A 23,902-nucleotide genomic window follows, 5' to 3' on the forward strand; every position below is an offset into this window, starting at 1 on the left:
CGAACCGAGTGACAGCCATTGAAGCTGCAACTACCCTGTCTGCATGAAGAAGCTGTGGTGGGCCATCGGCGGAGTCGTTGCCGTTCTCGTGCTCGCGGTCCTGGTCGGCCCGTGGGCATACGGTCGGTTCATCGCCGAGGACGACGCCCCGGCGGCGTCGGTGTCGACCGAGGGCGCCCAGGCGGCTTCCGGGTCGGTCGACGGGCAGTGGACGGTCGTACCCGGTAAGGCGCCGAACCAGACCGCCGCGGGATACACCGTCCACGAAATCCTTAACGGCGCGAGCGTGACGGTGGTCGGTTCCACAGGTGAAGTCGCCGGTTCGGCCACCGTCGAGGGCGAGAAGCTGACCGCCGGAGAGGTGAGCGTGCAGGTCGCCGCCATCACCACCGATCAGTCGCGTCGAGACGCTCAGTTCCGCGGCAATGTGATGGACACCGACACCCATCCGACAGCCACATTCACCGTCGACGAGCCGGTCGACCTGTCCGGGCTTCCCGAAGACGGTTCAGTGGGGACGGTGACCGCCCAAGGCACCCTGACGCTCAAGGGACAGTCGCGTCCGGTCACGGTGGACATCGAGGTGCTGCGTTCCGGCGACGACCTCATCGCCTCGGGCAGCATCCCGGTCACCTGGACGGACTTCGGAGTGCAGCCGCCGTCACTGGGCTTCGTGACCGTGGACGGCCGCGGCACCGTGGACTTCCTGATCAGCCTGGCACGCTCCTGACGGCGCCCATCCGGGCGGCCCGAACGCGTAGCCGACTTTGTCTCGCCACGACCGCGCGTTGCGCCAGTCCCGCCCGATCGCGGCGTACTCATGAGTCTGCAGCTTCCAGATGTTGTACGTCCCGACCGGCTTGGTGAGCCCATAAGTGGGGCGGTGTGTTTCGGCCCGGAAGGTGCCGAACATCCTGTCCCACACGATGAGGATTCCGGCGTAGTTGCGGTCGAGATACTCGGGGTCGCAGCCGTGATGAACCCGGTGATGAGAGGGAGTGTTGAACACGAATTCGATCGGCCGGGGAAGCTTGTCGATTCGCTCGGTGTGCACGAAGAACTGGTAGACGAGGTTCACGGAGAAGCCGATGAAGACCATCCACGGTGGAATGCCGATGAGCGGCAGTGGAATCCACATCACGATCTCGCCGCTGTTGTTCCACTTCTGCCGTAACGCGGTGGCGAAGTTGAAGTACTCACTGGAGTGATGCGCCTGATGGGTGGCCCAGATCAGCCGGATGCGATGGGCCATCCGATGGTAGGCGTAGAAGAGGAGGTCCACTCCGACCAGCAGGATCACCCAGGTGTACCAGGCGTCCGCCGGTAAATGCCACGGTGCGAGATACACCCAGATCGCGGAGTAACCGACGAGTGCCAACAGCTTCCATGCCGCCGTCGTCGCGATGGAGACCGCGCCCATCGACACGCTTGCACGGGCGTCGCGGCGCTCGTATCCACCGGGTGCCGGACGGGACCTGCCGTCGGGCCCGATCGCCGCGTCCTCGAGGTGGCGGGCGGCCAGCCACTCGATGGTGAGGAACACCACGAACGCGGGAACGGCGAGCGTCACAGGTTCGTGAAGTGGCTCGAACAGGGCCGAACTCCACGCCGACATCACGGTGTCCCACATGCGTTCCTCCGCAGAGTACGATCGTCCAGCTCACGGTACGTGATGGCGGTCACTCACGGACCCTCGGTGCGCGTTTGCTCCTTTTCATACTCAGGTGATAGGAATTTGGTGTGCACATCACCGCCAAGGTGGACTACGCCGTGCGGACGCTCATCGAATTGGCCGCGGCCGGGCCCTCACCGTCCAAAGCCGAGTTTCTCGCGCACGCGCAGACCATTCCGCACAAATTCCTCGAAGCCGTGCTCGCCGACCTCCGGCGTGGGGGACTGGTGAACAGCAGGCGCGGCCCCGACGGCGGCTACTGGCTGGCCCGTCCGGCGTCCGACATCTCCATCGCCGACGTGATTCGTACCGTCGAGGGCCCGCTGGCCTCGGTGCGCGGCGAGAGGCCCGAGGACGTGGAATACGGCGGGCCGGCGGCCAAGCTGCAAGACGTGTGGATCGCCGTGCGAGTGAACCTGCGTGCGGTACTCGAGAACGTGAGTGTGGCCGACATCGCGGAGCAGCGGCTCCCGGACTTCCTCACCGCACTCACCGCGGATCCCGGCGCGTGGGAGCGCCGCCCCCGCGCGGCTGCACCGGCGGACGAGGACGCACAGCGGGGCTGATCGTGCGGGATCAGGGCTTGCGCGCGAGATACCCGAACATTGTCACGGACATGTGAAAGTCGCCGGTGCGGGCGCCGGACTCCAGCTGCTCGAGAAGGGCTCTCCGTTCGGCGGGGGAGATCGCACCTTCGGCCACCGCCGCATCCATCATCATTGTGACCAGCGGACCCGTGGCGTCGCCGGGTTCCTGCATCAGTGCCTGCGAACCTGTGTGCTCGACGACGAGTCCGGCCTGCGTCAACTGACCCGGCAGAAGCCGGCCCGAATACGGATTCGCGGTGTGCGTCAGCATCACGTCGGTGATGCGCGCGAGAACATCGGGATCACCCGGGTGCAGTATCGCCGTTCCCCAGTCGCTGTCGAGGATCACGGCTCTTCCGCCCGGTTTCACGACGCGCGCCACTTCCGCTGCCGCTCGTTCCGGCTCGGTCAAGTGCTGGAAGACCCGCTCGCAGCGCACGGCGTCCAGACTGCCCGTTGCGAAGGGTAGGGAATAGGCGGTGCCGACGACGAACTGCGCCGTCGACCGCGCCGCCTCCGTCCGTTCGCGCGCGAGGAGCACCATTCCGGGATTCGGGTCCAGCCCGATCGCTCGCCCCGCCGCGCCGACGGCACCAGCCATTGCTCGCGTCTCCGATCCGGTTCCGGAGCCGATGTCGAGCGTGTGTTCGCCCGGTTCGAGGTGGAGGGCGTCGTGGGCCCAGGCGCGCAGACGCCGGATTCCCGGCCGCTCGGCCTGGATGTCGAGGACGGAGGCGAGTTGTTCGAGGGCGTCTCGGTCTATCTCGTCGGACCGGAACGACAGCGGCACGGCCGAATCTGCCATGAATCCACGGTAGTTCAGCGGTGACGGCGAGCACAGCCGAACGGTCGAGTGGTCAACGTCATAGAAATTGCACTCCTCTGCAAAATTGCAGAGCTCTGCAAGTTCTGTAGGGTGGATGGAGTGATTTCGGAAATGGGACTGCGCGACCGGAAGAAAGCCGCCACTCGCGCGGCTCTCAGCGGTGCCGCCGCGCGCCTGGCCCGGGCGCTGGGCATCGAGTGCGTCACCGCCGACGCCATCGCGTCCGAGGCGGGTGTGTCGACTCGGACGTTCCACAACTACTTCTCCAGCAAGGAAGAGGCGGTACTGGCGCATTTCGAGGAGTCCGTTCACGACTGGGTGAACCTGCTCCGCGCTCGTCCGGAAGACGAGCCGATCTGGGATTCCCTCGAACACGTGGTGGTCCAGATCGTCACCGATCCCGCGAAACCCCTCGAAGAGACCGTCGTGATGATGGAGCTCGTCGAGACCAGCCCCGCGCTGCTCGCGAAGAAGCTCGAGGTGCACCTTCGGGTGACCCGCCTGGTCGGTGAGGTGATCGCCGAACGGACGGGCACCAATATCGACACCGACCTCTACCCCAACCTGCTGCACATGGCAGTCGGCTCGGCATGCAAGGTGTCGCTCGATCTGTGGATGAGCGGCAAATCGGGTGCGAGCGGACCCGAAGAACTGGTCCGCGACGCCATGCGTCAACTCCGTCAGGGAATCCCGCAGCCGTAACCGGTTGCGCCCGAACCCCTCGTTCCACCGACTCAGAAGGAGCCTCCAGTGGCCACCTATCTCTATCGGATCGGCAGATTCGCGTACCGGCGAAAAGGTGCGGTCATCAGCGTCTGGTTGGTGATCCTCGTCCTCATGGGTGTCGGGGCGGCAACCCTGTCGGGTCCCACCAAGGACTCGTTCTCCATTCCCGGCACCCCGGCGCAGCAGGCGCAGGACTTGATGGCCGAGCGCTTCCCCGAAGCGGCCGGCAACAACCCCATGGACGCGGTGAGCGCCAGGTTCGTCTTCGCCGCACCCGAGGGGCAGACCCTGGAGAGTGAACAGAGCCGGCAGGCGATGGACGCAGTGCTCGCCAAGGTGCGGGGAATCGAACAGGTCCAGGATGCAGCCAAGGTCGATCCCGCGGTCGCTTCGGGAGCCGACGCCGCGCAGGCACTGGTCAATCCGGTCGAGGCGAACACGCAGCTCCTCGACATGGCGAAGTCCTCCGCCGCGGACAAGGGGATCAGCGAAGAGGCAGCCGTCGCGAACGCACAGGCGCTGTCGCCGCTCAACGCGGATAAGACCGTCGGCTACGTCGAGGTGCCCTTCAAGGGCGACATGGGCGACGTAAACAAGGCTCTGCGCGAACAGATCTCGTCGGCGGCTGACGCCGGCCGCAATGCCGGCCTGACCGTCGAGATCAGTGGATCGGCCGCCAACGACGCCGAACCGCCGGGCGGTGCCACCGAGCTCGTCGGAATCGGTGTGGCGGCCGTGGTTCTGGCCTTGACCTTCGGCTCGCTCGTCGCAGCCGGTCTCCCCTTGATCACCGCGATCATCGGAATCATGATCGGCAGCCTCGGAATCACCGTGGCCACCGGGTTCACCGACCTGAGTTCGATGACGCCCACCCTGGCCATCATGATCGGCCTCGCAGTCGCCATCGACTACTCCCTGTTCATCGTGTCGCGTTTCCGACACGAACTCTCCCTCACGTCGGACCGCTCGGAAGCGGCGGGACGCGCCGTCGGCACGGCCGGTTCCGCCGTGGTGTTCGCCGGTCTCACGGTCATCATCGCGCTCATCGCGCTGCGCGTCGTCGGAATCCCGTTCCTCACGGACATGGGTGCGGCCGCCGCGTTCACGGTGCTCATCGCCGTCATGATCGCGCTCACACTGCTGCCGGCCATCCTCGGGTTGTTCGGGCGCAAGGCATTTGCCGGAAAGATTCCCTTTCTGCAGAGTCGTGACCTCGAAGACGACGAGGGCAAGCCGAGCTTCGCGCTGCGCTACATCAGCGCAGTGGTGCGCAGACCCGCCATTCCGTTGATCGCCGGTGTCGTGCTGCTGGGCGCACTCGCCATTCCCGCGACGGGACTCAGCCTCGCTCTTCCGAGTGAGGGCACAGGCGACCCCGCCACCAGCTCACGGCAGGCCTACGACCTGGTGGGCGAAGGATTCGGTCCCGGCAAGAACGGGCCCCTGCTCGTCGTCGTCGACGCCAAGGACCTCACCTCCGGCACACCGGCTGCCGCGTTCGACGAGGTGGTGAACACCATCTCGGCGCAGGACGACGTGTCGAACGCTCAGATCGTGGGCGTGAACCGGGCGGGTGACACCGCGCAAATCCTGGTGACGCCGACCAGTGCACCCAGTGACCCGGCAACGATGGACCTGGTCAACAACATTCGCGGTGCGGAAACCGCACTGCACGATTCGATCGGCGTCAGCTACGGCGTCACCGGGCAGACCGCCCTCGAAGGCGACGTGTCCGAGACGCTGCAGGATGCGCTGATTCCGTACCTCGCCGTGGTCGTGGGTCTCGCCTTCCTCCTCCTGCTGCTGGTGTTCCGCTCGATACTGGTGCCGCTGACGGCAACGCTCGGCTTCCTGCTCAGCGTCGCCGCCACCTTCGGTGCCACGGTCGCCGTGTTCCAGGAAGGCTGGGGAGGCCTCATCGCCAACCCGCAGCCGATCGTGAGCTTCATGCCGATCTTCCTGATCGGAGTGGTTTTCGGACTGGCGATGGACTACCAGGTGTTCCTGGTGACCCGGATGCGTGAGGAGTACGTCCACGGTGCGACCGCGAAGCAGGCCGTCACCGTCGGCTTCAACCACGGCGCCCGCGTCGTCAGCGCAGCGGCCGTCATCATGATGTCGGTGTTCGCCGCCTTCATCGCCGAACCCAACTCGTTCATCAAGTCGATCGGCTTCGCTTTGGCGGTGGCGGTGTTCTTCGACGCCTTCGTGGTCAGGATGGTGATCATCCCGTCGGTCATGGCGCTCCTCGGCGACAAGGCCTGGTGGATGCCCAAGTGGCTCGACAAGATCCTGCCCAACGTCGACATCGAGGGCGAGAAGCTGCGCCAGGCGCTCCCCGAGTCGGACGACGCGCTAGTAGGCGCTCCGCGCCCGTGAGTGGTTAGGGAGTCTCTGGACTCCTCAACCACTCACGGGGCCGTAGGCCCGGTAACCTTCGAAGATCATGATGACGCGTCAGGATCGCAGCCCATGCTGAACCGCTTGCTCTCCACCTACCTTCGCCCGTACAAGCGGGAACTGATGCTGGTGGTCCTGTTCCAACTGGTCGCGACGGCGGCCGCGCTCTACCTCCCCAGCCTCAATGCCGACCTCATCGACAACGGGGTCACGAAGGGCGACACCGGCTACATCCTGTGGACGGGTGGGGTGATGTTGCTCGTCACCGTCGTCCAGATCGTGTGTTCCATCGGTTCCGTGTACTTCGGTGCGCGCGCGGCCATGGGCTTCGGGCGTGACGTGCGCCGGGCAGTGATGCATCAGGTCGGTAGCTTCTCGTCCCGCGAATTCGGCCGGTTCGGTGCACCGTCGCTGATCACCCGGAACACCAACGACGTGCAGCAGGTGCAGATGCTCGTCGTGATGAGCTGCACGATTCTGGTGATGGCGCCGATCATGTGCATCGGCGGCATCGCGATGTCGATACGCGAGGACGTCGGGCTCGCGTGGATTCTCGCCGTCACCGTGCCTGTCCTCGGATTGTCCATGGGGTTCGTGATCTCGCGGATGGTGCCCGCCTTCCGTGAGATGCAGACCCGGATCGACGGTGTCAACCGCGTCCTGCGCGAGCAGATCACCGGCATCCGCGTGGTCCGGGCGTTCGTCCGTGAACGCTCCGAGATCGAACGTTTCGAGACGGCCAACGAACAACTCACCCAGACCGCCCTCCGCGTCGGCCGCCTCACCGCGATCATGTTTCCTCTGGTCATGGTGATCGCCAATATCACCAGCGTGGCCGTCATCTGGTTCGGTGGGCACGAAATCGACAGCGGCAGTATGCAGATCGGTTCGCTGACGGCGATGCTCAGCTACATCATGCAGATCCTGATGTCGGTGATGATGGCCTCGTTCATCGCGATGATGGCACCGCGGGCGACGGTGTGTGCAGAACGCATCGGTGAGGTTCTGGCCACCGAGTCGACTGTGGTCCCGCCGGCCGAACCTGTCACCCGGATCGAGCATCCGGGGGTGGTGGAGCTGCGCGACGCGCAATTCAAATTTCCCGGCGCCGACGAACCGGTGCTCCGCGACATCAGCTTCCGGGCAGAACCGGGCAAAACCACCGCCATCATCGGCGGCACCGGATCCGGTAAGACCACGCTGCTCTCGCTGATCCCCCGCCTCATCGACGCCACGGCCGGCACCGTCACCGTCTCCGATGTCGACGTCCGGCGCCTCGACCTCGACGTTCTGCGGTCGGGGATCGGTTTGGTTCCGCAACGGCCGTATCTGTTCTCGGGCACCGTCGCCACCAATCTGCGGTACGGCAAACCCGACGCGAGCGACGAGGAGTTGTGGCACGCGCTGGAGATCGCGCAAGCCGCCGACTTCGTCCGGGCGATGCCGGAGGGCCTGGACACCCCCATCGCGCAGGGGGGCACCACCGTGTCGGGTGGGCAGCGACAGCGACTGGCCATCGCGCGGGCTCTGGTACGCCGCCCGTCGATCTACCTCTTCGACGATTCGTTCTCCGCTCTCGACCTCACCACCGACGCTCGCCTGCGCGCCGCACTCGAACCGGAAACGGCGGACGCCTGCGTGATCCTTGTGGCGCAACGGGTGTCGACCATCGTGGAGGCCGACCAGATCGTGGTGCTCGAGGACGGCGCCATCGTCGGAATCGGTACCCACGATCACCTGCTCGACACCTGCCCCTGTTACGTCGAAATCGTCGAATCCCAACGATCGATTCAGGAAGCCTTATGAGCGATCGCACGAGCACCGCCACCGCCGAGAAGCCGGCGGGCCCCCGGATCCCGGGGCCGGTCGCGCCGGGAGCGCCCGGCTCCAAACCGCACGCTCTGTGGCCGTCCACCAAGAGGCTGCTGGGGCGGATGCGGCCACATCGCATCGCCGTGAGCACCGTCATCCTGGTCGCCGGGGTGGCGGTGGTACTCACCTCCATCGCGCCGCGCCTGCTCGGTCAGGGCACCAACATCATCTTCGACGGCATCGTCGGCAAACAGTTGCCGGCGGGACTGTCGAAGGACCAGGCCGTCGCCGCACTGCGGGCCGACGGGCAGGGCACGTTCGCGGACATGGTGTCCGGCATGGCCGTGATACCCGGTGTCGGTATCGACTTCGGTGCGCTCGGTCGTGTCCTCGCGATCGTCCTCGCGTTGTACGTCGGGTCGTCGGTGTTCATGTGGCTGTCCGGGTACCTCCTCAACATCGTCGTGCAGGGAGTGGTGAAGAACCTGCGCGCCGAGGTGGAACGGAAGATCCACCGGCTTCCACTGCGCTACTTCGATTCCCATTCCCGCGGTGACCTACTCAGTCGCGTCACCAACGACATCGACAACGTGTCGCAGTCGTTGCAGCAGACCATGAGCCAGCTGATCGTGTCGGCCATGACCGTGATCGGCATCCTGGTGATGATGATCGTGATCTCGCCGTTGCTCGCACTCATCGCCGTCCTCACCGTCCCGCTGTCGGTGCTGGTGACAGCGCAGATCGCGAAACGGTCCAAGACGCATTTCGTCGCGCAGTGGAAATCGACCGGGGCGCTCAACGCAGAGGTGGAAGAGGCCTTCACCGGCCATGAACTGGTCACCGTGTTCGGCCGCAGCCGTGAGGTGGAGGCCCGGTTCGAGGAACAGAACGAAAACCTCTACCAAGCGAGTTACCGGGCGCAGTTCATCTCGGGCCTCATCATGCCCGCGATCATGTTCCTCGGAAACCTCAACTTCGTGGCCATCGCAGTCCTCGGCGGCATGCGGGTGGCGTCCGGCACGATGAGTCTCGGTGACGTGCAGGCGTTCATCCAGTACTCCCGCCAGTTCACGCAACCGCTCACCCAGATCGGCGCCATGGTCAACCTCATGCAGTCGGGGGTGGCGTCCGCCGAGCGGGTGTTCGCGATCCTCGACGAGGACGAGGAAGAGCCGGATCTGCTCGACGCCCGGACCCCAGAGCTGGCGAAGGGACACGTGGAGTTCTCGAACGTCTCCTTCAGCTACTCGCCGGAGAAGCCGCTGATCGAAGACCTGTCACTGGTGGCCGAGCCGGGACAGATGGTCGCGATCGTGGGGCCGACCGGCGCGGGAAAGACCACGCTGGTCAACCTCATTCTGCGGTTCTACGACCTCGACGGCGGCAGAATCCTCCTCGACGGTGTCGACATCGCCGAGATGTCTCGGGACGACCTGCGGTCCCGGATCGGCATGGTGTTGCAGGACGCCTGGTTGTTCGGGGGCAACATCCGCGACAACATCGCCTACGGCCGGCCCGATGCCACGGAGGAGGAGATCCTCGCGGCGGCACGGATCACCTACGTCGACCGGTTCGTCCACTCGCTGCCCGACGGCTACGACACCGTCATCGACGAGGAAGGCAGCAACATCAGCGCGGGTGAGAAGCAGCTGATCACGATTGCGCGCGCCTTCATCTCGCAGCCGTCGATCCTGATCCTCGACGAGGCGACGAGTTCCGTGGACACCCGTACCGAACTGCTGGTGCAGCACGCCACGGCGGTCCTGCGCAGCGACCGCACCAGCTTCGTGATCGCACACCGGCTGTCGACGATTCGCGACGCCGATCTGATCGTCGTCATGGAGGACGGACGCATCGTCGAGCAAGGCAGCCATGAAGATCTGCTGATCGCCCGCGGTGCGTACTACCGGCTGTACAACAGCCAGTTCGTGGGTGCCGACGTCTGACCGGTCTCCCTATTTGACGAGGGTGAACTGCATGACGTCGATGTGCCCGGACCGGAAATGGGCGGCGCAGCCGAGAAGATACTTCATGAACCGTTCATACATTTCGGATGAGGACAGCTCGATCGCCTCGGCGCGGCGCGCCGTCAGAGCGTCGGCCCAGTGCTCGAGCGTCCGCACGTAGTGCTTCTGCAGGGATTGAATCCGCTCGATCCGGAAGTTCGCCTTGTCGACGGCTTCTTCGATCCACTGTGGTTGGGGCAGTTGGCCACCGGGGAAGATCTGCCGCTTGATGAAGATGTGGAAGAGGGCGTTCTCGCGGGTCACCGGGATACCCATCTCCTTCAGGGCCGACAGGGGATGGCCGATGATCGTGTGCAGGAGCATCCGGCCGTCGTCAGGCAGCATGTCGTGGCAGTTGGAGAAGAAGGTGTCGTACCGTTCGCGCCGGAAGTGTTCGAAGGCGCCGATGCTGACGATGCGGTCCACCTTTTCGTGGTATTCCTCCCATCCCCGGAGATGGACTCGGCCCGTCCGGGGACCGGGATGGTCCGCCAGCAGCCTGCTCACGTGGTCGTACTGGTTACGGCTGAGCGTGAGGCCTTCGACGTTGACGTCGTACTTCTCCATCGCCCGCAACATCGCCGCGCCCCAGCCGCACCCGATGTCGAGAAGGGTCATTCCGGGGTGCAGATCGCACTTGCCCAGTGACAGATCGATCTTCGCGCGCTGAGCCTCCTCCAGGGTCATGTCCTCGCGTTCGAAGTACGCGCAGCTGTACGTCATGGTCGGGTCGAGGAACAGTGCGAAAAAGTCGTCCGAAAGGTCGTAGTGCGACTGCACCTGCCGATAGAAGGGTTTCAACGCTGTGTGCGACATACCTGACCCCTTGTCTCCTCGGGCCGGCCGCCTCCCGGGCGATCCGGAGGACTCCTCGCGCCGACTCTGCCGAGGGGATACCCAAACTTTCCCTGCTGACTCACCCGCGCATACCGGAGGTGAGGAAGTACGCACGGCCGGCCGTGATTGGATACACCAGTGAATGCTGTAGTCCCCACCCGCCCGATCCGTTCTTCACCGTAGGCACGCGACTCGAGGGTCGGCTGGGCCGGACCGGGACCATTCACACGCCGCATGGGGACATCGCGACACCCTCGTTCGTGGCCGTCGGCACCAAGGCCACGGTGAAGGCGGTGCTGCCCGAAAGCATGAAGGACCTCGGCGCGCAGTCCGTGCTCGCCAATGCCTATCACCTGTACCTGCAGCCGGGACCGGACATCGTCGACGAGGCCGGGGGCCTGGGCAAGTTCATGAACTGGGACGGCCCCACCTTCACCGACAGCGGTGGCTTCCAGGTGATGTCGCTGGGGGTGGGTTTCAAGAAAGTCCTCGCCATGGAGGCCGTCGGCGTGCGATCCGACGACGTGATCGCGAAGGGCAAGGAACGTCTGGCCACCGTCGACGACGACGGCGTCACCTTCAAATCGCACCTGGACGGGTCGCGGCATCGGTTCACGCCCGAGGTGTCGATGCAGATCCAGCATCAGCTCGGCGCAGACATCATGTTCGCGTTCGACGAGCTCACCACCCTGCTGAACACCCGCGGATACCAGGAGAGGTCCGTGGAGCGCACCCAGGCGTGGGCGGTGCGCTGCATCGCCGAACACGAGAAGCTCACTGCCGAGCGGGCGCACCGTCCCTATCAGGCCCTCTTCGGTGTGGTTCAGGGCGCGCAGTACGAGGATCTGCGCAGGCAGGCCTGCCGCGGACTCGAGTCGATTCGCGGGGAGAGCGGACGCGGATTCGACGGATACGGCATCGGTGGCGCTTTGGAGAAGCAGAACCTCGGCACCATCGTCCGCTGGTGTAACGAGGAACTGCCCGAGCACAAGCCCCGGCACATGCTCGGCATCAGCGAACCGGACGACTTCTTCGTGGCCATCGAGAACGGCGCCGACACCTTCGACTGCGTGAACCCGTCACGTGTGGCGCGCAACGCGGCGATCTATCACCCGGACGGCCGCTTCAATATCAACACCAGCAAGAACCGTCGGGCCTTCACGCCGATCGACGAGAACTGCGACTGCTACACCTGCGCCAATTACACGCGGGCGTACCTCCATCACCTGTTCAAGGCCAAGGAAATGCTGGCGTCGACCCTCTGCACCATCCACAACGAACGGTTCACCGTGCGGCTGGTCGACCAGATCCGGGGAAGCATCGAGGGCGGCTACTTCGACGAGTTCAAGGCCGAGACCCTGGGCCGCTTCTACGCCGCGAGGACGTAGGTCGGTTCGCGCTTCTTCACGTAGGCGATGACCCGATACGTGATGGGCATGACCAGTACCTCCACCAAGGTCTTCCACAGGAAACCGACGATCACGTAGTTGACGAAATCGGTCCACGTCGTGATGCCGATGGCGCCGGCGGCGATGGAGCAGAAGATCAGCGTGTCGGCGAATTCCCCGACGACGGTGGAGCCGATCAGCCGTGCCCACAGGTGCTTTTCCTTGGTGCGCTCCTTGATGAGGACCAGCGTCGCCGAGTTCAGCATCTGGCCCACCAGGTAACCGGCCAGTCCGGCGAGCAACAGTCGGGGATAGACACCGACGACGGCGCTGAGGGCGTCCTGGTTTTCGTAGAAATCGGCGGCGGGGAGCTCGATGAGGAGCCAGAAGCAGAACGCGGCGAGAATCAGCGCGCCGAATCCCAGATAGATGGCCCGACGCGTCGACTTGAACCCGTACACCTCGCTGAGGACGTCGCCGACGATGTAGGCGAGTGGGAAGAGGAAGAAGCCGCCGTCGGTGATGAGGGGCAGGATCTGCAGCGGCCCGAGGGTCAGCGAAGAATCACTGAAGAATGCGACCCCCTTGGTCGCGCAGATATTCGAGATCAGCAGCGTCGCGGTGAACAATGCGACGAACGTGGGGTAGTACCCGCGACTGACGTGCGCGAACGTGGCATGGTCGGCTTGCTCTACGTGCTGATCTGAGGCTGTCACGCCGCAATCCAAGCACTTGCGGGTGGAGTGGCGCGAATCAGGAACGGGTGAACGTACCTTTTGTCCGATCTGAAGCGACGAAAGGTACGTTCATCCGCAGGCGCGACACCAGTGGCAGCGGTCAGCCCTGAACGACGCGCGTACCGCCGGCGAGCTCATCGTGCTTGCCCTGCTTCGTGGGGCTGCTGTTGATCGTCACACCGATGACGATGGCCGCGACCGTGCCGAGGAGCCCGAACAAAAGCCCGATCAGCGGCAGCCCGCCGAGCGCCGAAAGGACGTAGAAGCTGTTCCGGACCAGCGACTGCTGCTGTGTGGGCAGTCCACCGTTCGGTCCTACAACCCGAAGGCCGAAGAGCTGCTTTCCCGGGGTCTGCCCGCGCGTGGTCTCCAGCAGCACGAAGTACCCGACCACTGCGGCCGCGGTGAGAAGGGCACCGACGACGCTACCGAGAACCGAACCGAGTGCCAGCGAGATGATCGTCGTGACGATGGCGGTAGGAATCCCCACGATCAGGCCGTCGATTACGCGCGCACCCAGGCGTGGAAGCAGCTCGCCCGGGCGGGACGTGTCGAACCCGAAATCGGGCTGGGCGAACGGTGCAGTACCGAAAGCCTGCCCCGAATCGAACTGCTGCTCACTGGATTGCTGCCCGTACCGGTGCTCCCCCTGCGGCTGGGCACCGAACGGTTGGTGCACCTGGTTCGGATCGAATCCGCCAGTAGTCATATTTCCCCCTCGAATCTCGAGTCAGTGTGTCTCGGATGACGCCGAGCACATTACGCATGGCGAGAGGGGGGTTCATGTGACGGATAGCGAAACGGGTGAGCGCGCTTGCCGTCCATGTGGACGGGAAGCACGCTCACCCGCGGTGAGTTCAGGCCGTCAGGCCGAGACGTAACGACCGGTGAGCACGCGGTATGCGTACGTCGAGGCGATGATCGTGAGGGGAATCGTGACGAGCAGTCCCAGTCCGCACGGAATCGCGCCGAGAATATTGATACCGACCAAAGCGAGAGCCAGCAGGAGAAGCGGTCCCACGTTCTGGGAAATGATTCCGAAGCTGGACTTGATACCGGTGACGGCGTCCTGATTCTGGTCGATCACGAACTGCAGCGTCCACCACGTCAGGAAGACGACGATCAGACCCGGAATGACGAGCAGGATGAAACCGATGGTGGACAGCACACCGACGATCAGGCTCGCGATGATGATCGCACCGACATTCGTGAACTGGAAGAACGATCCGAAGGCAGGCTTGTTGCCGTCCACCTCGTGGAGCGCTCCCCGCACGAGGGCGGCATTGATCAGGTAGCCAACCACCGTGGTGACGAGCGTTCCGATGATTCGCCACACCGTGAAGGTGTCGGAGAGGTCGGAGGACGTGCTGAAACCGCCGAAGATCAGGTTCAAGACGACCTGGATGACCGCCGCGACCAGCATGATCCCGATCCAGATGAGCGCGTTGTCCTTGAACTTGTTCCAGCCGTAGCTGATCGCGTTGCCCACTGACAGCTGTCCCGGTGTCTGGCCGGGGGCGCCGTAACCCGTTACGGGCGGAGGCGGCGGATATCCACCCGGCGGCGGACCCTGTGGAGGCGGTGGGTAATTACCCTGCGGCGGTGGGTAATTTCCGCCCTGTTGGGGTGGATAATTTCCCCCCTGCTGCGGAGGTGGGTAATTCCCGGGAGGCGGCGGGTAGTTTCCGCCGGGGGGCGGCGGATATCCGCCGGGAGGTGGTCCCTGCGGCGGCGGTGGGTAATTCCCGGGCGGTGGCGGATATCCGCCGGGAGGTGGTGGGGGATTGCCCTGCGGAGGGTATCCGCCCTGATCACCGCCCTCTGGTTTGTCGTTCGGGTCGTATCCACCAGTCGTCATGTGTTCCCCTCAGCAAGAATTGAGTGCTTGCGTATGACAGTGCGAATAGACACTACGTGGACGAACCTTTACTTGCCCACCTTTGGACCGCTTCTTCTCGAGGCGATTTCATGCCTTACGCTGGTAAACGTGACTAATTCTGGGGGATCGGACAACTCGAATCCGGACGGCGGCCAATACCCGCCCGGCTACGGCGAGGTACCGGGTTTGCCGCGGGACGGATACGGGGTCGACGCCTCCGGCAACCCCACGTATTCGGCACCTACCGAGAAGTATCCCGACTACCAGCAGCCGGGCGCCTACGGAACGTCGCCGGCGCCGGAAAGCCAGGGGCAGTACGGAAGCCCCAATCCCCCTGCCACGCCGAACCAGTACGGTGGCACCCATCAGTACGGCGGTTCGCCTCAGCCGTACGGGACACCCAACCCATACGCGGCACCGAACCAGTACGGCGGGCAGGCACAGTACGGCAGGCAGAATCAGTATGCCGCCCCGAACCAGTACGGTGCCCCGACTTCGGGGTACGGGCCCCCGAATGCGTATGGCGCGCCGTATGCGCAGCAGCCTGGAACCAACGGGCTGGCGATCGCCGCACTGGTCGTCTCGATCGTGGGCGGCTGCGTCTACGGTCTCGGGGCCATCGTCGGCATCATTCTCGGGGTCGTTGCACTCGGTCAGATCAAGCGGTCCGGGGAACAGGGCCGGGGACTCGCGATCGCCGGCATCGCCCTCGGCGCGGCGTACATCCTCGGGTGGATTCTGTTCTTCCTCGTCATGGTGATTGCGGCGGCGTCGTCGGGAGTGTGATCACCCACGGCTCGCGCGGCAGCCGAGCCGGTTCGAAACGGTCGAGCAGCCCGGCCAGGTCCACTTCCTCGTCGGGCGCGGTGAGTCGCAACGAGGTGGCCAGCATGGCGAGTACCTGACGAGGGGTGCGCCCCAAAGCCTTCTGGTCGCCGAGCGTGACGGCACCGGCGCGCTTGGCCAGTCTCCGGCCTTCCTGGTCGAGGGCCAGGGGGACGTGGGCGTACTGGGGCGCCGTCAGTCCGAGCAGTCCGGCCAGGTAGGCCTGACGGGGCGCCGACGACAGCAGATCGTCGCCGCGCACCACCTGGTCGACGCCCTGGGCTGCGTCGTCGACCACCACCGCGAGGTTGTACGCGGGTGTGCCGTCACCGCGCCGCAGCACGAGGTCGTCGACCATCCCGGAATAGCTGCCGTGTAGCAGATCGTCGATCGTGAACGACCCGACCTCGGCGCGCAGGCGCAGGGCGGGGGGACGGCCACCGGCCCGCCGGGCGTCGCGTTCTTCCGGTGTCAGGTTTCGGCAGATGCCGGGATACGCACCGTGCGGTGCGTGGGGTGCGGACGGGGCCTTCAGTATTTCCCTTCTCGTGCAGAAGCACTCGTAGGTGAGGCCGGCCGACTCGAGTCGGGTGACCGCGTCCCGGTAGTGCTCGAGCCGGTCCGACTGCACCATGAGGTCCTCGTCCCAGTCGAGGCCGAGTTCGCGGAGATCTGCCAGTTGCTGCTCGCGGGCGCCCGGGCGGACGCGGTCGAGGTCTTCGACGCGCATCAGGAAACGACGGCCGGTCGACCGCGCGAACAGCCACGCCAACAGGGCAGTGCGGAGGTTCCCGAGGTGCAGGTCTCCCGACGGGCTGGGCGCGAATCGGCCCGCACCGGCGGTGGCGTTGTTCGGCTCCGCCTGGGAGAGCGGCGTTATCGGGTGCGGCGACTGGGACATCGGCGAGGCGGTGGGGTCAGCTGGCCAGTTCGATCGCCGACGTCGTCGGCACGACCTCGGCGCCTTGCAGAACCATGGCAATCTGGATGTCGAGGGCGTGCTCGAGGTACTCCGGCGGGTACAGGCCGGGGCTTCCGAGCGCATGGAGCGCGAGGCCGTCGACGGCGGCGAGCAGCAACGCCGCGCGTGTTTCGGCCTCGTGGACGCCCATGCCGATCAACACCGCGGACAGCTTGGTACGGATGGTGAACAGGGTCGTGCGGCGAATCTCGGCGAGCGAGGCCGAGGTGGCCGCACGGACGGCGAACCCGGCCATGACGTGGGCCTCACGGGACCTGGCCTCGTCGAGCGGAAGTAGCTGTGACAAGGCCGAGAACAGGCCGCGGGCGGGTTCGCCGTCCTGATCCACGTCCGCCAAACGGGTGAGCAATTTGTCGACGAGAGTCCTCAGGGCGAAGGCGAACATCTCGTCCTTGGTGGAGAAGTGATGCTGCACGGCGCCGATGGACACGCCCGCCCGCTTGGCCACCTCCCGCACGCTGGCACCCTCGAGGCCTGCCTGGGCCGCGACATCGAACAGGGCTGCCGCGAGGTGCTCTGGACTGGTCGAGGAGTATCGGCGTTCGCGCATGGATAGAACATTACTTGCGTATTGAATCAATACACATGTCAGGTGCCCCTGTGTCGCAAAGTGTCGCGTGTGACCAATGGGTTCAGCGCTGCTCGTAGGCCGGAAACAGATCACACCGATGGGGTGCACGGTCTACCCCAACCAGGTCGGCGACATCGACGTGGTGGTCAACAACTTGCCGGACGAGCGAGTCGTACTGGTCGCGCACGACGCGTCCGGTCCGCCGGCCATCGACTGGGCGCTGCGGAACCCTGAGCGGGTCGAGGAGCTGGTCCTGCTCAACACCTACTACGAGTGGACGATCGGCCTTCGACGGGCCACATGCCATCGTGCTGTACTCGACTCCCGGGCTCAACGCGATCGCCCGATCGCCCGTCGCCCGTCGCCCGTCGCCCGTCGCCCGTCGGCTGTCGGCGATGCGACCCGACCTCGAGCGGCGCCTCTTCCACTACCAGGTGGGCTCATTCATCCGCGACGGTGACGCACGAGCTGAACTCGTCCCGCAGCTGTTCGAGCAGTTTCGCGCGTCACGTCCGGCGTTCTGGCGGCACACCTCCGGCATGCTCGGCCAGGTGGTTTCCCGGCGGTTCAAGGCCCGCCAGCTGCAGCATTTCCACCGTCCCGTGCGGATCATCTTCGGCGTCAGCGACAGCCTGGGCGTCGCCCGTAACGTGCTCACCGACCGGCTCGAGCGGTTGGTGGAGGCGGGTGTGCTGGAGCGCGTCGAGTATCAGCAGCGTCCGCCTCGCTTCAAGTACCGGCTCACCGCGGTCGGCCTCGAACTCTGCACGCCGGTGGTCGGACTCATGCATTGGGGCGACCGGCACCGGTCGGGGCCGGACGGCCTACCGCGGCTGACCCGGCACCGTGAGTGCGGTGGTCAGCTGCACGCCGAGCTGGTGTGCGGGCAGTGGGGCGAGACTGTTTCCGGCACCGAACTGGAACTGCCGGGGCCCGGACTACGAACAGCCCCCCTTGCTGCCGGTTAGCTTGCGCGCGATGGGGTAGGAGTGGGACCCGGATGATCGACGTGCGCCTCGAGTCCGACGTGCATGTCAGGTGGCCGGAATGACGGCGCGGGGCATGTCGGCCCGCAACTCCACATCGGTGACGAAATCACCGTCACCGGGCTCGTAGCGTCGCTGCGGGTCGAAATCTTCCACGCGGAAACTGTTCAACGCGGGTGAGTGCGTCGTCACGGCGAGGGTGCCGCCGTCGAGGTCGAACTGGAGCAGCCGCTGGAAACCGGTCTCCCGGCGGTTGTCGACCCGGAAGTTCTGGTAGTCGGCGAGCAATTCCACCACGGTGCGGTCGGTGTCCCCGACCTTTCTGTCGGTAACGGTCGTCTGCCCGTCGACATGTCCGGCGAGGACGAGGAACACCGTGTCGAACGGCACGACGAGCCGGTTCCAGATCTGCTGTCCGGCGCTTCCGCCAATGTCGCCGAAGCCGCTCATCCGTAGGGAGCCGTCCTCGTCGAGGTAGTAGTGGCTGCCGATCATCACATTGCGATCCGGGTGCGCGGCGAGAACGTCCTCCGCCCACTGCAGTACCCGCTCGGGCGGGTTGTAGCCGATGTACAGCATCAAGAACTTCGCACCTGCGAGGTCGAGCAGGTCGTAATGGGCCGAATTGTCGGTGTCCGTCACCGACCCGCCCCAATACGGCCTGTCCCGGTATCGCCACGGGCCGAAGAACTCGTTGTAGAGGGCGTGGTTCTTCTCATGCTCGCCCGGGATCAGGCGGCCGCCGACATTCCACAGATTGTCGTGATTGCCGGGCAGGACGCCGTGCGGGATGCCGGCGTCTTCCAGCCTCGACATCGCATTGTCCGCCACTTCGAATTCGGGGCGGGCGCGAGTGTCGGGCGCGCCCGGCCGAATCCAGCTCTGGACCAGGTCGCCGGTGTGCATCGAGTACGCGATCTTCCGGTCCGCGGCATTGTCGGCCGTCCAGCGGGTCATGCTGTCGAACACCGCGGGATTGTCTCGGGACACGTACTGGGTGTCGGTGATGTGCTGAATTGCGAAGTCGTAGGACGCCGGATCTGCGAATTGCTGGTCGGCCTCGGAGTTGGCATCGCGGAAGGAACGGTCGCGGCGTGGACTGTCGATCACGAGGATCTGGGCCGAATCGGCACCCTCGATGCGGGTGCTCAGCCTCACCGGACCGCCCGGAACGTCGGGTCGCGCGGTGGCCACCGGCTCACCCCAGCTGCCCGCCTGCTCATCCCAGACGTGCAGTGCCACGTCGTCGAGGTTGACCGAACGGCCCTCCCAGACCACCTCGTTGGCAAGAGTGCCCGGTGCGAACGTGACCTCGTATCGCATGTACGGGTACTCGTCGAAGCGGTGGGTGGTGGCCGATGTGCGGTCCGATTCGTCACCGGGCACACGACCGGACGGCGTGAGGTCGTCGGTGATGCCGGCGAACATGACCGCGGAGTGCAGTGGAGTCGAATTGAGCAGCCCGCGCGACGCCAGGCCCTGGGCGCCGCGCGGCTCCGGTTCTGCTCCGGCGACCCCGTCGCCGCTGAGCACACCGGCAACCAGCGACACGGCCATCAACGTGGCTAACCTGCCCGGCACACTCATGACCTGAGGTTACAAGTGTGGCCGGGACGGCGCCGATCGTCAGGCCTTGCGCCCGAGGAAGCCCAGAAGTCGGGTCTGCTCGTCCGCGTCCGCGGGCACTTCGACGGCCGGCCCGCATACACCTGCCATACGGATGTTGTCGCCCAGTTGCTCGGCGACGGTACGTACCCACGCGAGGTCATCGGCGGGGATCGTCTCGTCGAGCCCGGTGGCCCGCGCGAGGTCCCATCCGTGGACCACCAGGTCGAAGCAGTAGAAGCTGCCGACCGTGTCGGCGAGGGTGGTGAGGCCGAAGTGTCCTTCGTATTCGCGGCTTCCGCGCTCGGGGTCGTCGAGGATGTCCTGCATGCCGTCGCGGGTGGCCGCCCACGCGGCGGTCGGATCCTCGTCGACGGAAGGTCCGGCGGGCAGCTCGAGGTCGACCACGGTGACGATGTACCGCTGGGTGTCGATTACGTGGCGCAGGAGGTCGCGGGCGGTCCAGCCCTCGCACGGCGACACATTGTTCCACCGGTCGGCGGGCACGGATTCGACGCGAGCGGTGAACTTCTCGGCCAGATCTCGGTAATGGGCGGCGGGGGTGTCCGTTGTCGAAGTCATGCTGCCGATTCTTCCCCTCCGAAGCGGTCGAGGGCTTGAACATTTCCGACATCGACGACGGAGGCGCTGCCGTGCCAGCCGGGTGCCTCGCTCGCAAGCAGGTCGGAGGGGGTCAGTGAGGAGATCCGGCGGCACTCGCGGGACAGATGCGCCTGATCGCTGTAACCCGAGGTGGCGGCGAGTTCGGCCAGGCTCCTTCGCTTTCCGGACTGGGCCAGCGCCATGAACCGTTGAAGCCGCAGGATTCCGCGCAGGGTCGCTGGGCCGTATCCGAACGCGTCGTTGCACCGCCGCTGTAGTTGCCGTTCGGTGACTGACGTGGCGTCGGCGAGCGCGCCCACGGTCCAGGAGTGACGAGCCAGCGCCCGGCGCACGTGGCCGATCAGCGGATCCGCTTCGCGTCGGCTGCCGCGCAAGGATCGCACGGCGTTCTCGAACAACGTGATTCGCTCGTCGCTTCCCGCCGCGTTGTCCAGCCGGTCGGTGAGTGCTCGTTCCCAGCTCGAGCCGAGGACGTCGCCCAGCCCGACGCGGATGTTACGTACCTCGGACGCCGGGGTTCGGAACAGTGGCGAAGCGGCGCCCGGCCGGAAACGCACGCCCACCGATTCGGTGCCCGGCGGCAGGGTGAACGACCAGGCCGATGTTTCGGGACCGCAGAGCCGGATGCCGATCCCGCGAATCCACAGAATGTCCATGCAACCGTCCGGCACCAGCAGGTGCTCGCCCTCGGTGCGCGCCGACCAACCGCACACCAGGGTGTCGGTGAGGTCGCACGACGGTGAGGTCGGCGTGTACCAGCCCATGACAGGGAGCGTAGTCACGCGCACCGACATCTGCCGCTGTCGCGGCATCACGCGAAACTGCCCGCACCGGCGGACAACTCGAGGTGAACTGTAGGCACGGGTCCGTCGAGGTTCCCCGGAGGCCCGCCATACCGCCGTCACAGAGAACGAGGACTCCATGAGACGAACATGGGCGCTGGCCGCAATCGCCGCCGTCAGCCTGGCTTTCTCGAGTTGCGCGTACGACAGCACCGACTCCGGCGATACGGGCGGGAACGCACCCGTGTCGCCGACTCCGACATCGCCACCTGCGTCCCCCAGTGAACCCGTCCTGAAGATGGGCCCGACGACCATCGGTGAAGTGGTTGTCGATACCGGTGGGATGACGGTCTATGTGTACGACAACGACGAGGTCGGGTCGGGCGCGAGTTCGTGCCGTGGCCCCTGCCTCGAATCATGGCCGCCGGTTACCAGCGTCACCGAGAATCCTGTCGTCCAGGGTTTGCAGGAGGTCGTCGTCGACACCATCCCGGCGGCGGACGGTACCCACCAGCTGACCGTCAACGGGCGGCCGGTGTACCGCTACAAGGACGACAACGAGCCCGGGGACGCGTTCGGACAAGCCGTGGGCAGTGTCTGGTGGACCCTCGACTCCTCGGGTAACCCTGTCACGACGACTGCCGGCGGCGAGTAGCGCTGTCAACCGTCCGGTGGACGAGGACGGTCAGCGCAGTGGCCGGCACCGCCGCGAACCACAGGGCGTCCAATCCGACCCAGCGGTGGGCGAGGGTGCCCGTCACCGCGCCCGCCACCAGCCCGATCCACAGCGCGAAGTGACGTAGCCACGCCCAGCGGGAGCCGCCGAACATGGCGGCCGCGAGTCGGTGCCCCATCTTTACGAGGGCACCGGTCATGTACGTGAGTCCGACGGTCACCTCGCCATCGCGCTGGAAGAAGGAGTTCTCGGCCCCCATCGCGAGCAGCATGGCACCGACAGCCACCGTGCTCGCATCGAGGCTCGCGGCGAGAGACCCTGCGAGGAGCAGGCCCGACACCGCCGCGAGCACGGTGCTCTTCACCGGCAGGTTCCGCCGGTCTGCGAGGTGGACGATCGTTGCACCCAGCACGGTCCCCAGGACGAACACGCCGATGACGGCGGCGGCCGTCAGCGCATGCGCCCAGGTTCCTTCGGCGAATCCGACGCTGAAGCGGGTGAGATTGCCGCTCATGAACGCGACGAAGAACCCACCGAGGGTGATGAATCCGAGAGCGTCGACGTATCCGGCCAGGACGGACAGAACGACGGCGAGGGTGAGCATCCGCCTGCTGTCGTCGATCGGCACAGCACTATCCAACACCGTGCAGAAACACTGTGGCGTAGAAACTCATTTGCGTAGAAACACAGTGACGGGAAAACACAGTGGCCCCCGATCCGAGATCGGGGGCCACTGTGGTGGAAGGTCAGGCGAGGGGAACGCTCGGCTCAGGAGGTGCCGAGGGCGGGCGCGATCGTGCCGGCCCAGGACTCGTGCAGCCGGTCCTGCCAGTAGTTCCAGGTGTGGAGGCCTTCATCGGTGATGCGCGTCTGCACCTTGGCGCCGGCGCGCTGCGCGGCGGGGACAAAGGTCCTGCTGCTCAGGCCGGCGGCGGTCTCGAGGGGAACGGTCTGCGAGAACTTCACCGGGTCGAAGTGATCGCTGTCCGGGTCGACGGTGGGATCGCTCGCCGCGCCTGCACCGGAGGAGATGTAGACGGACTTGCCGCGCAGGGCGCCGACGTTGAGCAGCGGGTCGTTGCGAATCCACGCCGGTGACGGCCAGAAGCCCCACATGTTCGACGCGTTGCCGCCCATCTGGGCGACGGAAACCTGAATGCCCTGGGCGAAGCCGGGGGAGCTGGCCGTCGGATATCCGCTGTAGGAGGCGACCGCTTTGTAGAAGTCGGGACGATGGATGGCGAGGTTCAGCGCGGAGGTGCCGCTCATCGACAGACCGGCCACGGCGTTGTTCACCCCGTCGCTGCCGAACTGCGACGCCATCACCGGGGGCAGCTCGTTGGTGAGGAAGGTCTCCCACTTGACGCGGCCGAGCTTGGGATCGTCGCGCTGCCAATCCGAGTAGAAGGTGCCGCCGCCGCCGAACGGTATGACCACGTTGACGTGCTTGCCGGCGAAGAAGCTCTCCACGTCGGTCTCGATCAGCCAGCCGTTGTTGTCGTCCGGTGCCCGCAGCCCGTCGAGCAGGTACAGGGTAGGGGCAGGACCACCGCCCGCGGCCTTCAGCACCTTCACGGGAATGTGCTTGTCCATAGAGGGTGAATACACCGAGATCAGGGCCGAGTCGGCATGGGCGATGCCGGCTCCGGTCAAAGCGGATGCGAGGCCCGACGCCAACACTGCGACGAGGCCCACGATCAACGCGCGGGTGCGACGAATCGCCATGGAATTGTCCCTTTATCTCGTACCGACACACACTGCGCCACGAACGATAACAGGAAGATAACTACTCTGCGTATTCAAGAAGGCCTGGATGTGAAGCGAAAAGAACCCCTGTGAACCGCTTTTCAGCAGTTCACAGGGGTTCCTGTGGCGGAGGATAGGGGATTTGAACCCCTGAGGGCGTTAACCCAACCCGCGTTCCAGGCGAGCGCCATAGGCCACTAGGCGAATCCTCCGTGGAGGAGCATACCCAACGACC

The 23,902-nt window shown here is 65.5% G+C and carries 24 protein-coding genes and 1 tRNA gene; 11 read left to right on the top strand and 14 right to left on the bottom strand.

The genetic code is table 11. The features are described 5' to 3' along the window. The first annotated feature begins 43 nt into the window (after positions 1-43). A complete protein-coding gene (locus CBI38_RS02740; RefSeq protein ID WP_109326188.1) occupies positions 44-730 on the top strand; it encodes a YceI family protein in 687 nt (228 codons plus the stop codon). Here CBI38_RS02740 and CBI38_RS02745 read toward each other — a convergent pair. Continuing rightward, positions 662-1,630, bottom strand: coding sequence for a sterol desaturase family protein (locus tag CBI38_RS02745; protein WP_109326190.1), 969 nt, complete (start codon positions 1,628-1,630; stop codon positions 662-664). The two genes, CBI38_RS02740 and CBI38_RS02745, sit on opposite strands and share 69 nt — an antisense overlap. A 110-nt stretch (positions 1,631-1,740) precedes the next feature. Here CBI38_RS02745 and CBI38_RS02750 point away from each other — a divergent pair, with 110 nt between their 5' ends. After that, positions 1,741-2,238: an RrF2 family transcriptional regulator gene (locus tag CBI38_RS02750; protein ID WP_109326191.1), complete on the top strand. Its 498-nt coding sequence runs from the start codon at positions 1,741-1,743 to the stop codon at positions 2,236-2,238. A gap of 10 nt (positions 2,239-2,248) precedes the next feature. Here CBI38_RS02750 and CBI38_RS02755 read toward each other — a convergent pair whose 3' ends face one another. Then, a complete protein-coding gene (locus CBI38_RS02755) occupies positions 2,249-3,064 on the bottom strand; it encodes a methyltransferase domain-containing protein (protein WP_109326192.1) in 816 nt (271 codons plus the stop codon). Between the two features lie 120 nt (positions 3,065-3,184). On the opposite strand from CBI38_RS02755, the gene CBI38_RS02760 reads away from it, so the two are divergent. The 4 genes from CBI38_RS02760 to CBI38_RS02775 all read left to right on the top strand — a co-directional run bounded on the left by CBI38_RS02760 (position 3,185) and on the right by CBI38_RS02775 (position 9,969). Further along, positions 3,185-3,787 (top strand): TetR/AcrR family transcriptional regulator, encoded by a 603-nt coding sequence (locus tag CBI38_RS02760; RefSeq protein ID WP_109326193.1) that lies wholly within the window; start codon positions 3,185-3,187, stop codon positions 3,785-3,787. A gap of 48 nt (positions 3,788-3,835) precedes the next feature. Continuing rightward, a complete protein-coding gene (locus CBI38_RS02765; RefSeq protein WP_109326194.1) occupies positions 3,836-6,190 on the top strand; it encodes an MMPL family transporter in 2,355 nt (784 codons plus the stop codon). Positions 6,191-6,283: 93 nt separating this feature from the next. Next, entirely contained in the window at positions 6,284-8,017 is a 1,734-nt protein-coding gene (locus CBI38_RS02770; RefSeq protein ID WP_109326195.1) for an ABC transporter ATP-binding protein, read from the top strand. Next, positions 8,014-9,969, top strand: a complete 1,956-nt coding sequence (locus tag CBI38_RS02775; protein WP_109326196.1) for an ABC transporter ATP-binding protein — start codon at positions 8,014-8,016, stop codon at positions 9,967-9,969. Before CBI38_RS02770 ends, CBI38_RS02775 begins: the two co-directional genes overlap by 4 nt. A gap of 9 nt (positions 9,970-9,978) precedes the next feature. Here the strand turns inward: CBI38_RS02775 and CBI38_RS02780 are convergent, their stop codons facing one another. After that, entirely contained in the window at positions 9,979-10,845 is an 867-nt protein-coding gene (locus tag CBI38_RS02780; protein WP_109326197.1) for a cyclopropane mycolic acid synthase family methyltransferase, read from the bottom strand. Positions 10,846-10,991: 146 nt separating this feature from the next. Here CBI38_RS02780 and tgt point away from each other — a divergent pair, with 146 nt between their 5' ends. Continuing rightward, positions 10,992-12,254 (top strand): tRNA guanosine(34) transglycosylase Tgt, encoded by a 1,263-nt coding sequence (gene tgt / locus CBI38_RS02785; protein ID WP_109334813.1) that lies wholly within the window; start codon positions 10,992-10,994, stop codon positions 12,252-12,254. On the opposite strand, the gene CBI38_RS02790 is transcribed toward tgt, so the two are convergent. From CBI38_RS02790 to CBI38_RS40515, 3 genes are all read right to left on the bottom strand, one after another. Further along, the gene (locus CBI38_RS02790) at positions 12,236-12,970 is read right to left on the bottom strand and encodes a queuosine precursor transporter (protein WP_109326198.1); all 735 of its coding nucleotides are present in this window, start codon (positions 12,968-12,970) and stop codon (positions 12,236-12,238) included. The genes tgt and CBI38_RS02790 overlap by 19 nt on opposite strands. A 121-nt stretch (positions 12,971-13,091) precedes the next feature. Further along, positions 13,092-13,700 (bottom strand): RDD family protein, encoded by a 609-nt coding sequence (locus CBI38_RS02795; protein ID WP_109326199.1) that lies wholly within the window; start codon positions 13,698-13,700, stop codon positions 13,092-13,094. A gap of 156 nt (positions 13,701-13,856) precedes the next feature. Next, the gene (locus CBI38_RS40515; RefSeq protein ID WP_204164867.1) at positions 13,857-14,849 is read right to left on the bottom strand and encodes a DUF2189 domain-containing protein; all 993 of its coding nucleotides are present in this window, start codon (positions 14,847-14,849) and stop codon (positions 13,857-13,859) included. Positions 14,850-15,056: 207 nt separating this feature from the next. Here CBI38_RS40515 and CBI38_RS02805 point away from each other — a divergent pair, with 207 nt between their 5' ends. Then, complete coding sequence (locus CBI38_RS02805) at positions 15,057-15,656, top strand: DUF4190 domain-containing protein (protein WP_109334815.1); 600 nt, start codon at positions 15,057-15,059, stop codon at positions 15,654-15,656. Here CBI38_RS02805 and gluQRS read toward each other — a convergent pair. Then, on the bottom strand, positions 15,622-16,596 hold the full coding sequence (gluQRS, locus tag CBI38_RS02810) for a tRNA glutamyl-Q(34) synthetase GluQRS (protein ID WP_109326203.1): 975 nt from the start codon (positions 16,594-16,596) through the stop codon (positions 15,622-15,624). The two genes, CBI38_RS02805 and gluQRS, sit on opposite strands and share 35 nt — an antisense overlap. 16 nt (positions 16,597-16,612) lie before the next feature. Then, on the bottom strand, positions 16,613-17,227 hold the full coding sequence (locus CBI38_RS02815; RefSeq protein ID WP_109326204.1) for a TetR/AcrR family transcriptional regulator: 615 nt from the start codon (positions 17,225-17,227) through the stop codon (positions 16,613-16,615). Positions 17,228-17,303: 76 nt separating this feature from the next. Between CBI38_RS02815 and CBI38_RS02820 the strand changes: the two genes are divergently transcribed. Both CBI38_RS02820 and CBI38_RS02825 read left to right on the top strand, forming a co-directional pair. Then, the gene (locus CBI38_RS02820; protein WP_109326205.1) at positions 17,304-17,708 is read left to right on the top strand and encodes an alpha/beta fold hydrolase; all 405 of its coding nucleotides are present in this window, start codon (positions 17,304-17,306) and stop codon (positions 17,706-17,708) included. Beyond that, positions 17,644-18,216: a winged helix-turn-helix transcriptional regulator gene (locus tag CBI38_RS02825; protein ID WP_230990068.1), complete on the top strand. Its 573-nt coding sequence runs from the start codon at positions 17,644-17,646 to the stop codon at positions 18,214-18,216. Before CBI38_RS02820 ends, CBI38_RS02825 begins: the two co-directional genes overlap by 65 nt. A gap of 66 nt (positions 18,217-18,282) precedes the next feature. On the opposite strand, the gene CBI38_RS02830 is transcribed toward CBI38_RS02825, so the two are convergent. Genes CBI38_RS02830 through CBI38_RS02840 form a run of 3 tightly spaced genes read right to left on the bottom strand, consistent with a single transcriptional unit; the run spans position 18,283 to position 21,227 of the window. Continuing rightward, positions 18,283-19,821: a metallophosphoesterase gene (locus CBI38_RS02830; RefSeq protein WP_109326206.1), complete on the bottom strand. Its 1,539-nt coding sequence runs from the start codon at positions 19,819-19,821 to the stop codon at positions 18,283-18,285. Between the two features lie 39 nt (positions 19,822-19,860). After that, complete coding sequence (locus CBI38_RS02835; RefSeq protein WP_109326207.1) at positions 19,861-20,421, bottom strand: TIGR03086 family metal-binding protein; 561 nt, start codon at positions 20,419-20,421, stop codon at positions 19,861-19,863. Continuing rightward, complete coding sequence (locus CBI38_RS02840; RefSeq protein WP_109334817.1) at positions 20,418-21,227, bottom strand: helix-turn-helix domain-containing protein; 810 nt, start codon at positions 21,225-21,227, stop codon at positions 20,418-20,420. The genes CBI38_RS02835 and CBI38_RS02840 overlap by 4 nt, the downstream gene beginning before the upstream one ends. Before the next feature lie 157 nt (positions 21,228-21,384). On the opposite strand from CBI38_RS02840, the gene CBI38_RS02845 reads away from it, so the two are divergent. Beyond that, on the top strand, positions 21,385-21,900 hold the full coding sequence (locus CBI38_RS02845) for a COG4315 family predicted lipoprotein (protein ID WP_109326208.1): 516 nt from the start codon (positions 21,385-21,387) through the stop codon (positions 21,898-21,900). On the opposite strand, the gene CBI38_RS02850 is transcribed toward CBI38_RS02845, so the two are convergent. The 3 genes from CBI38_RS02850 to CBI38_RS02860 form a co-directional block, all read right to left on the bottom strand. Further along, the gene (locus CBI38_RS02850; protein WP_109334818.1) at positions 21,875-22,525 is read right to left on the bottom strand and encodes a YoaK family protein; all 651 of its coding nucleotides are present in this window, start codon (positions 22,523-22,525) and stop codon (positions 21,875-21,877) included. The two genes, CBI38_RS02845 and CBI38_RS02850, sit on opposite strands and share 26 nt — an antisense overlap. Positions 22,526-22,689: 164 nt before the next feature. After that, a complete protein-coding gene (locus CBI38_RS02855; RefSeq protein WP_109326209.1) occupies positions 22,690-23,646 on the bottom strand; it encodes an alpha/beta hydrolase in 957 nt (318 codons plus the stop codon). A 145-nt stretch (positions 23,647-23,791) separates the two neighbouring features. Beyond that, positions 23,792-23,879, bottom strand: a tRNA-Ser gene (locus tag CBI38_RS02860). Positions 23,880-23,902 lie beyond the last annotated feature (23 nt).

Source organism: Rhodococcus oxybenzonivorans (genome assembly GCF_003130705.1).
GTDB classification, from domain to species: Bacteria; Actinomycetota; Actinomycetes; order Mycobacteriales; family Mycobacteriaceae; genus Rhodococcus_F; species Rhodococcus_F oxybenzonivorans.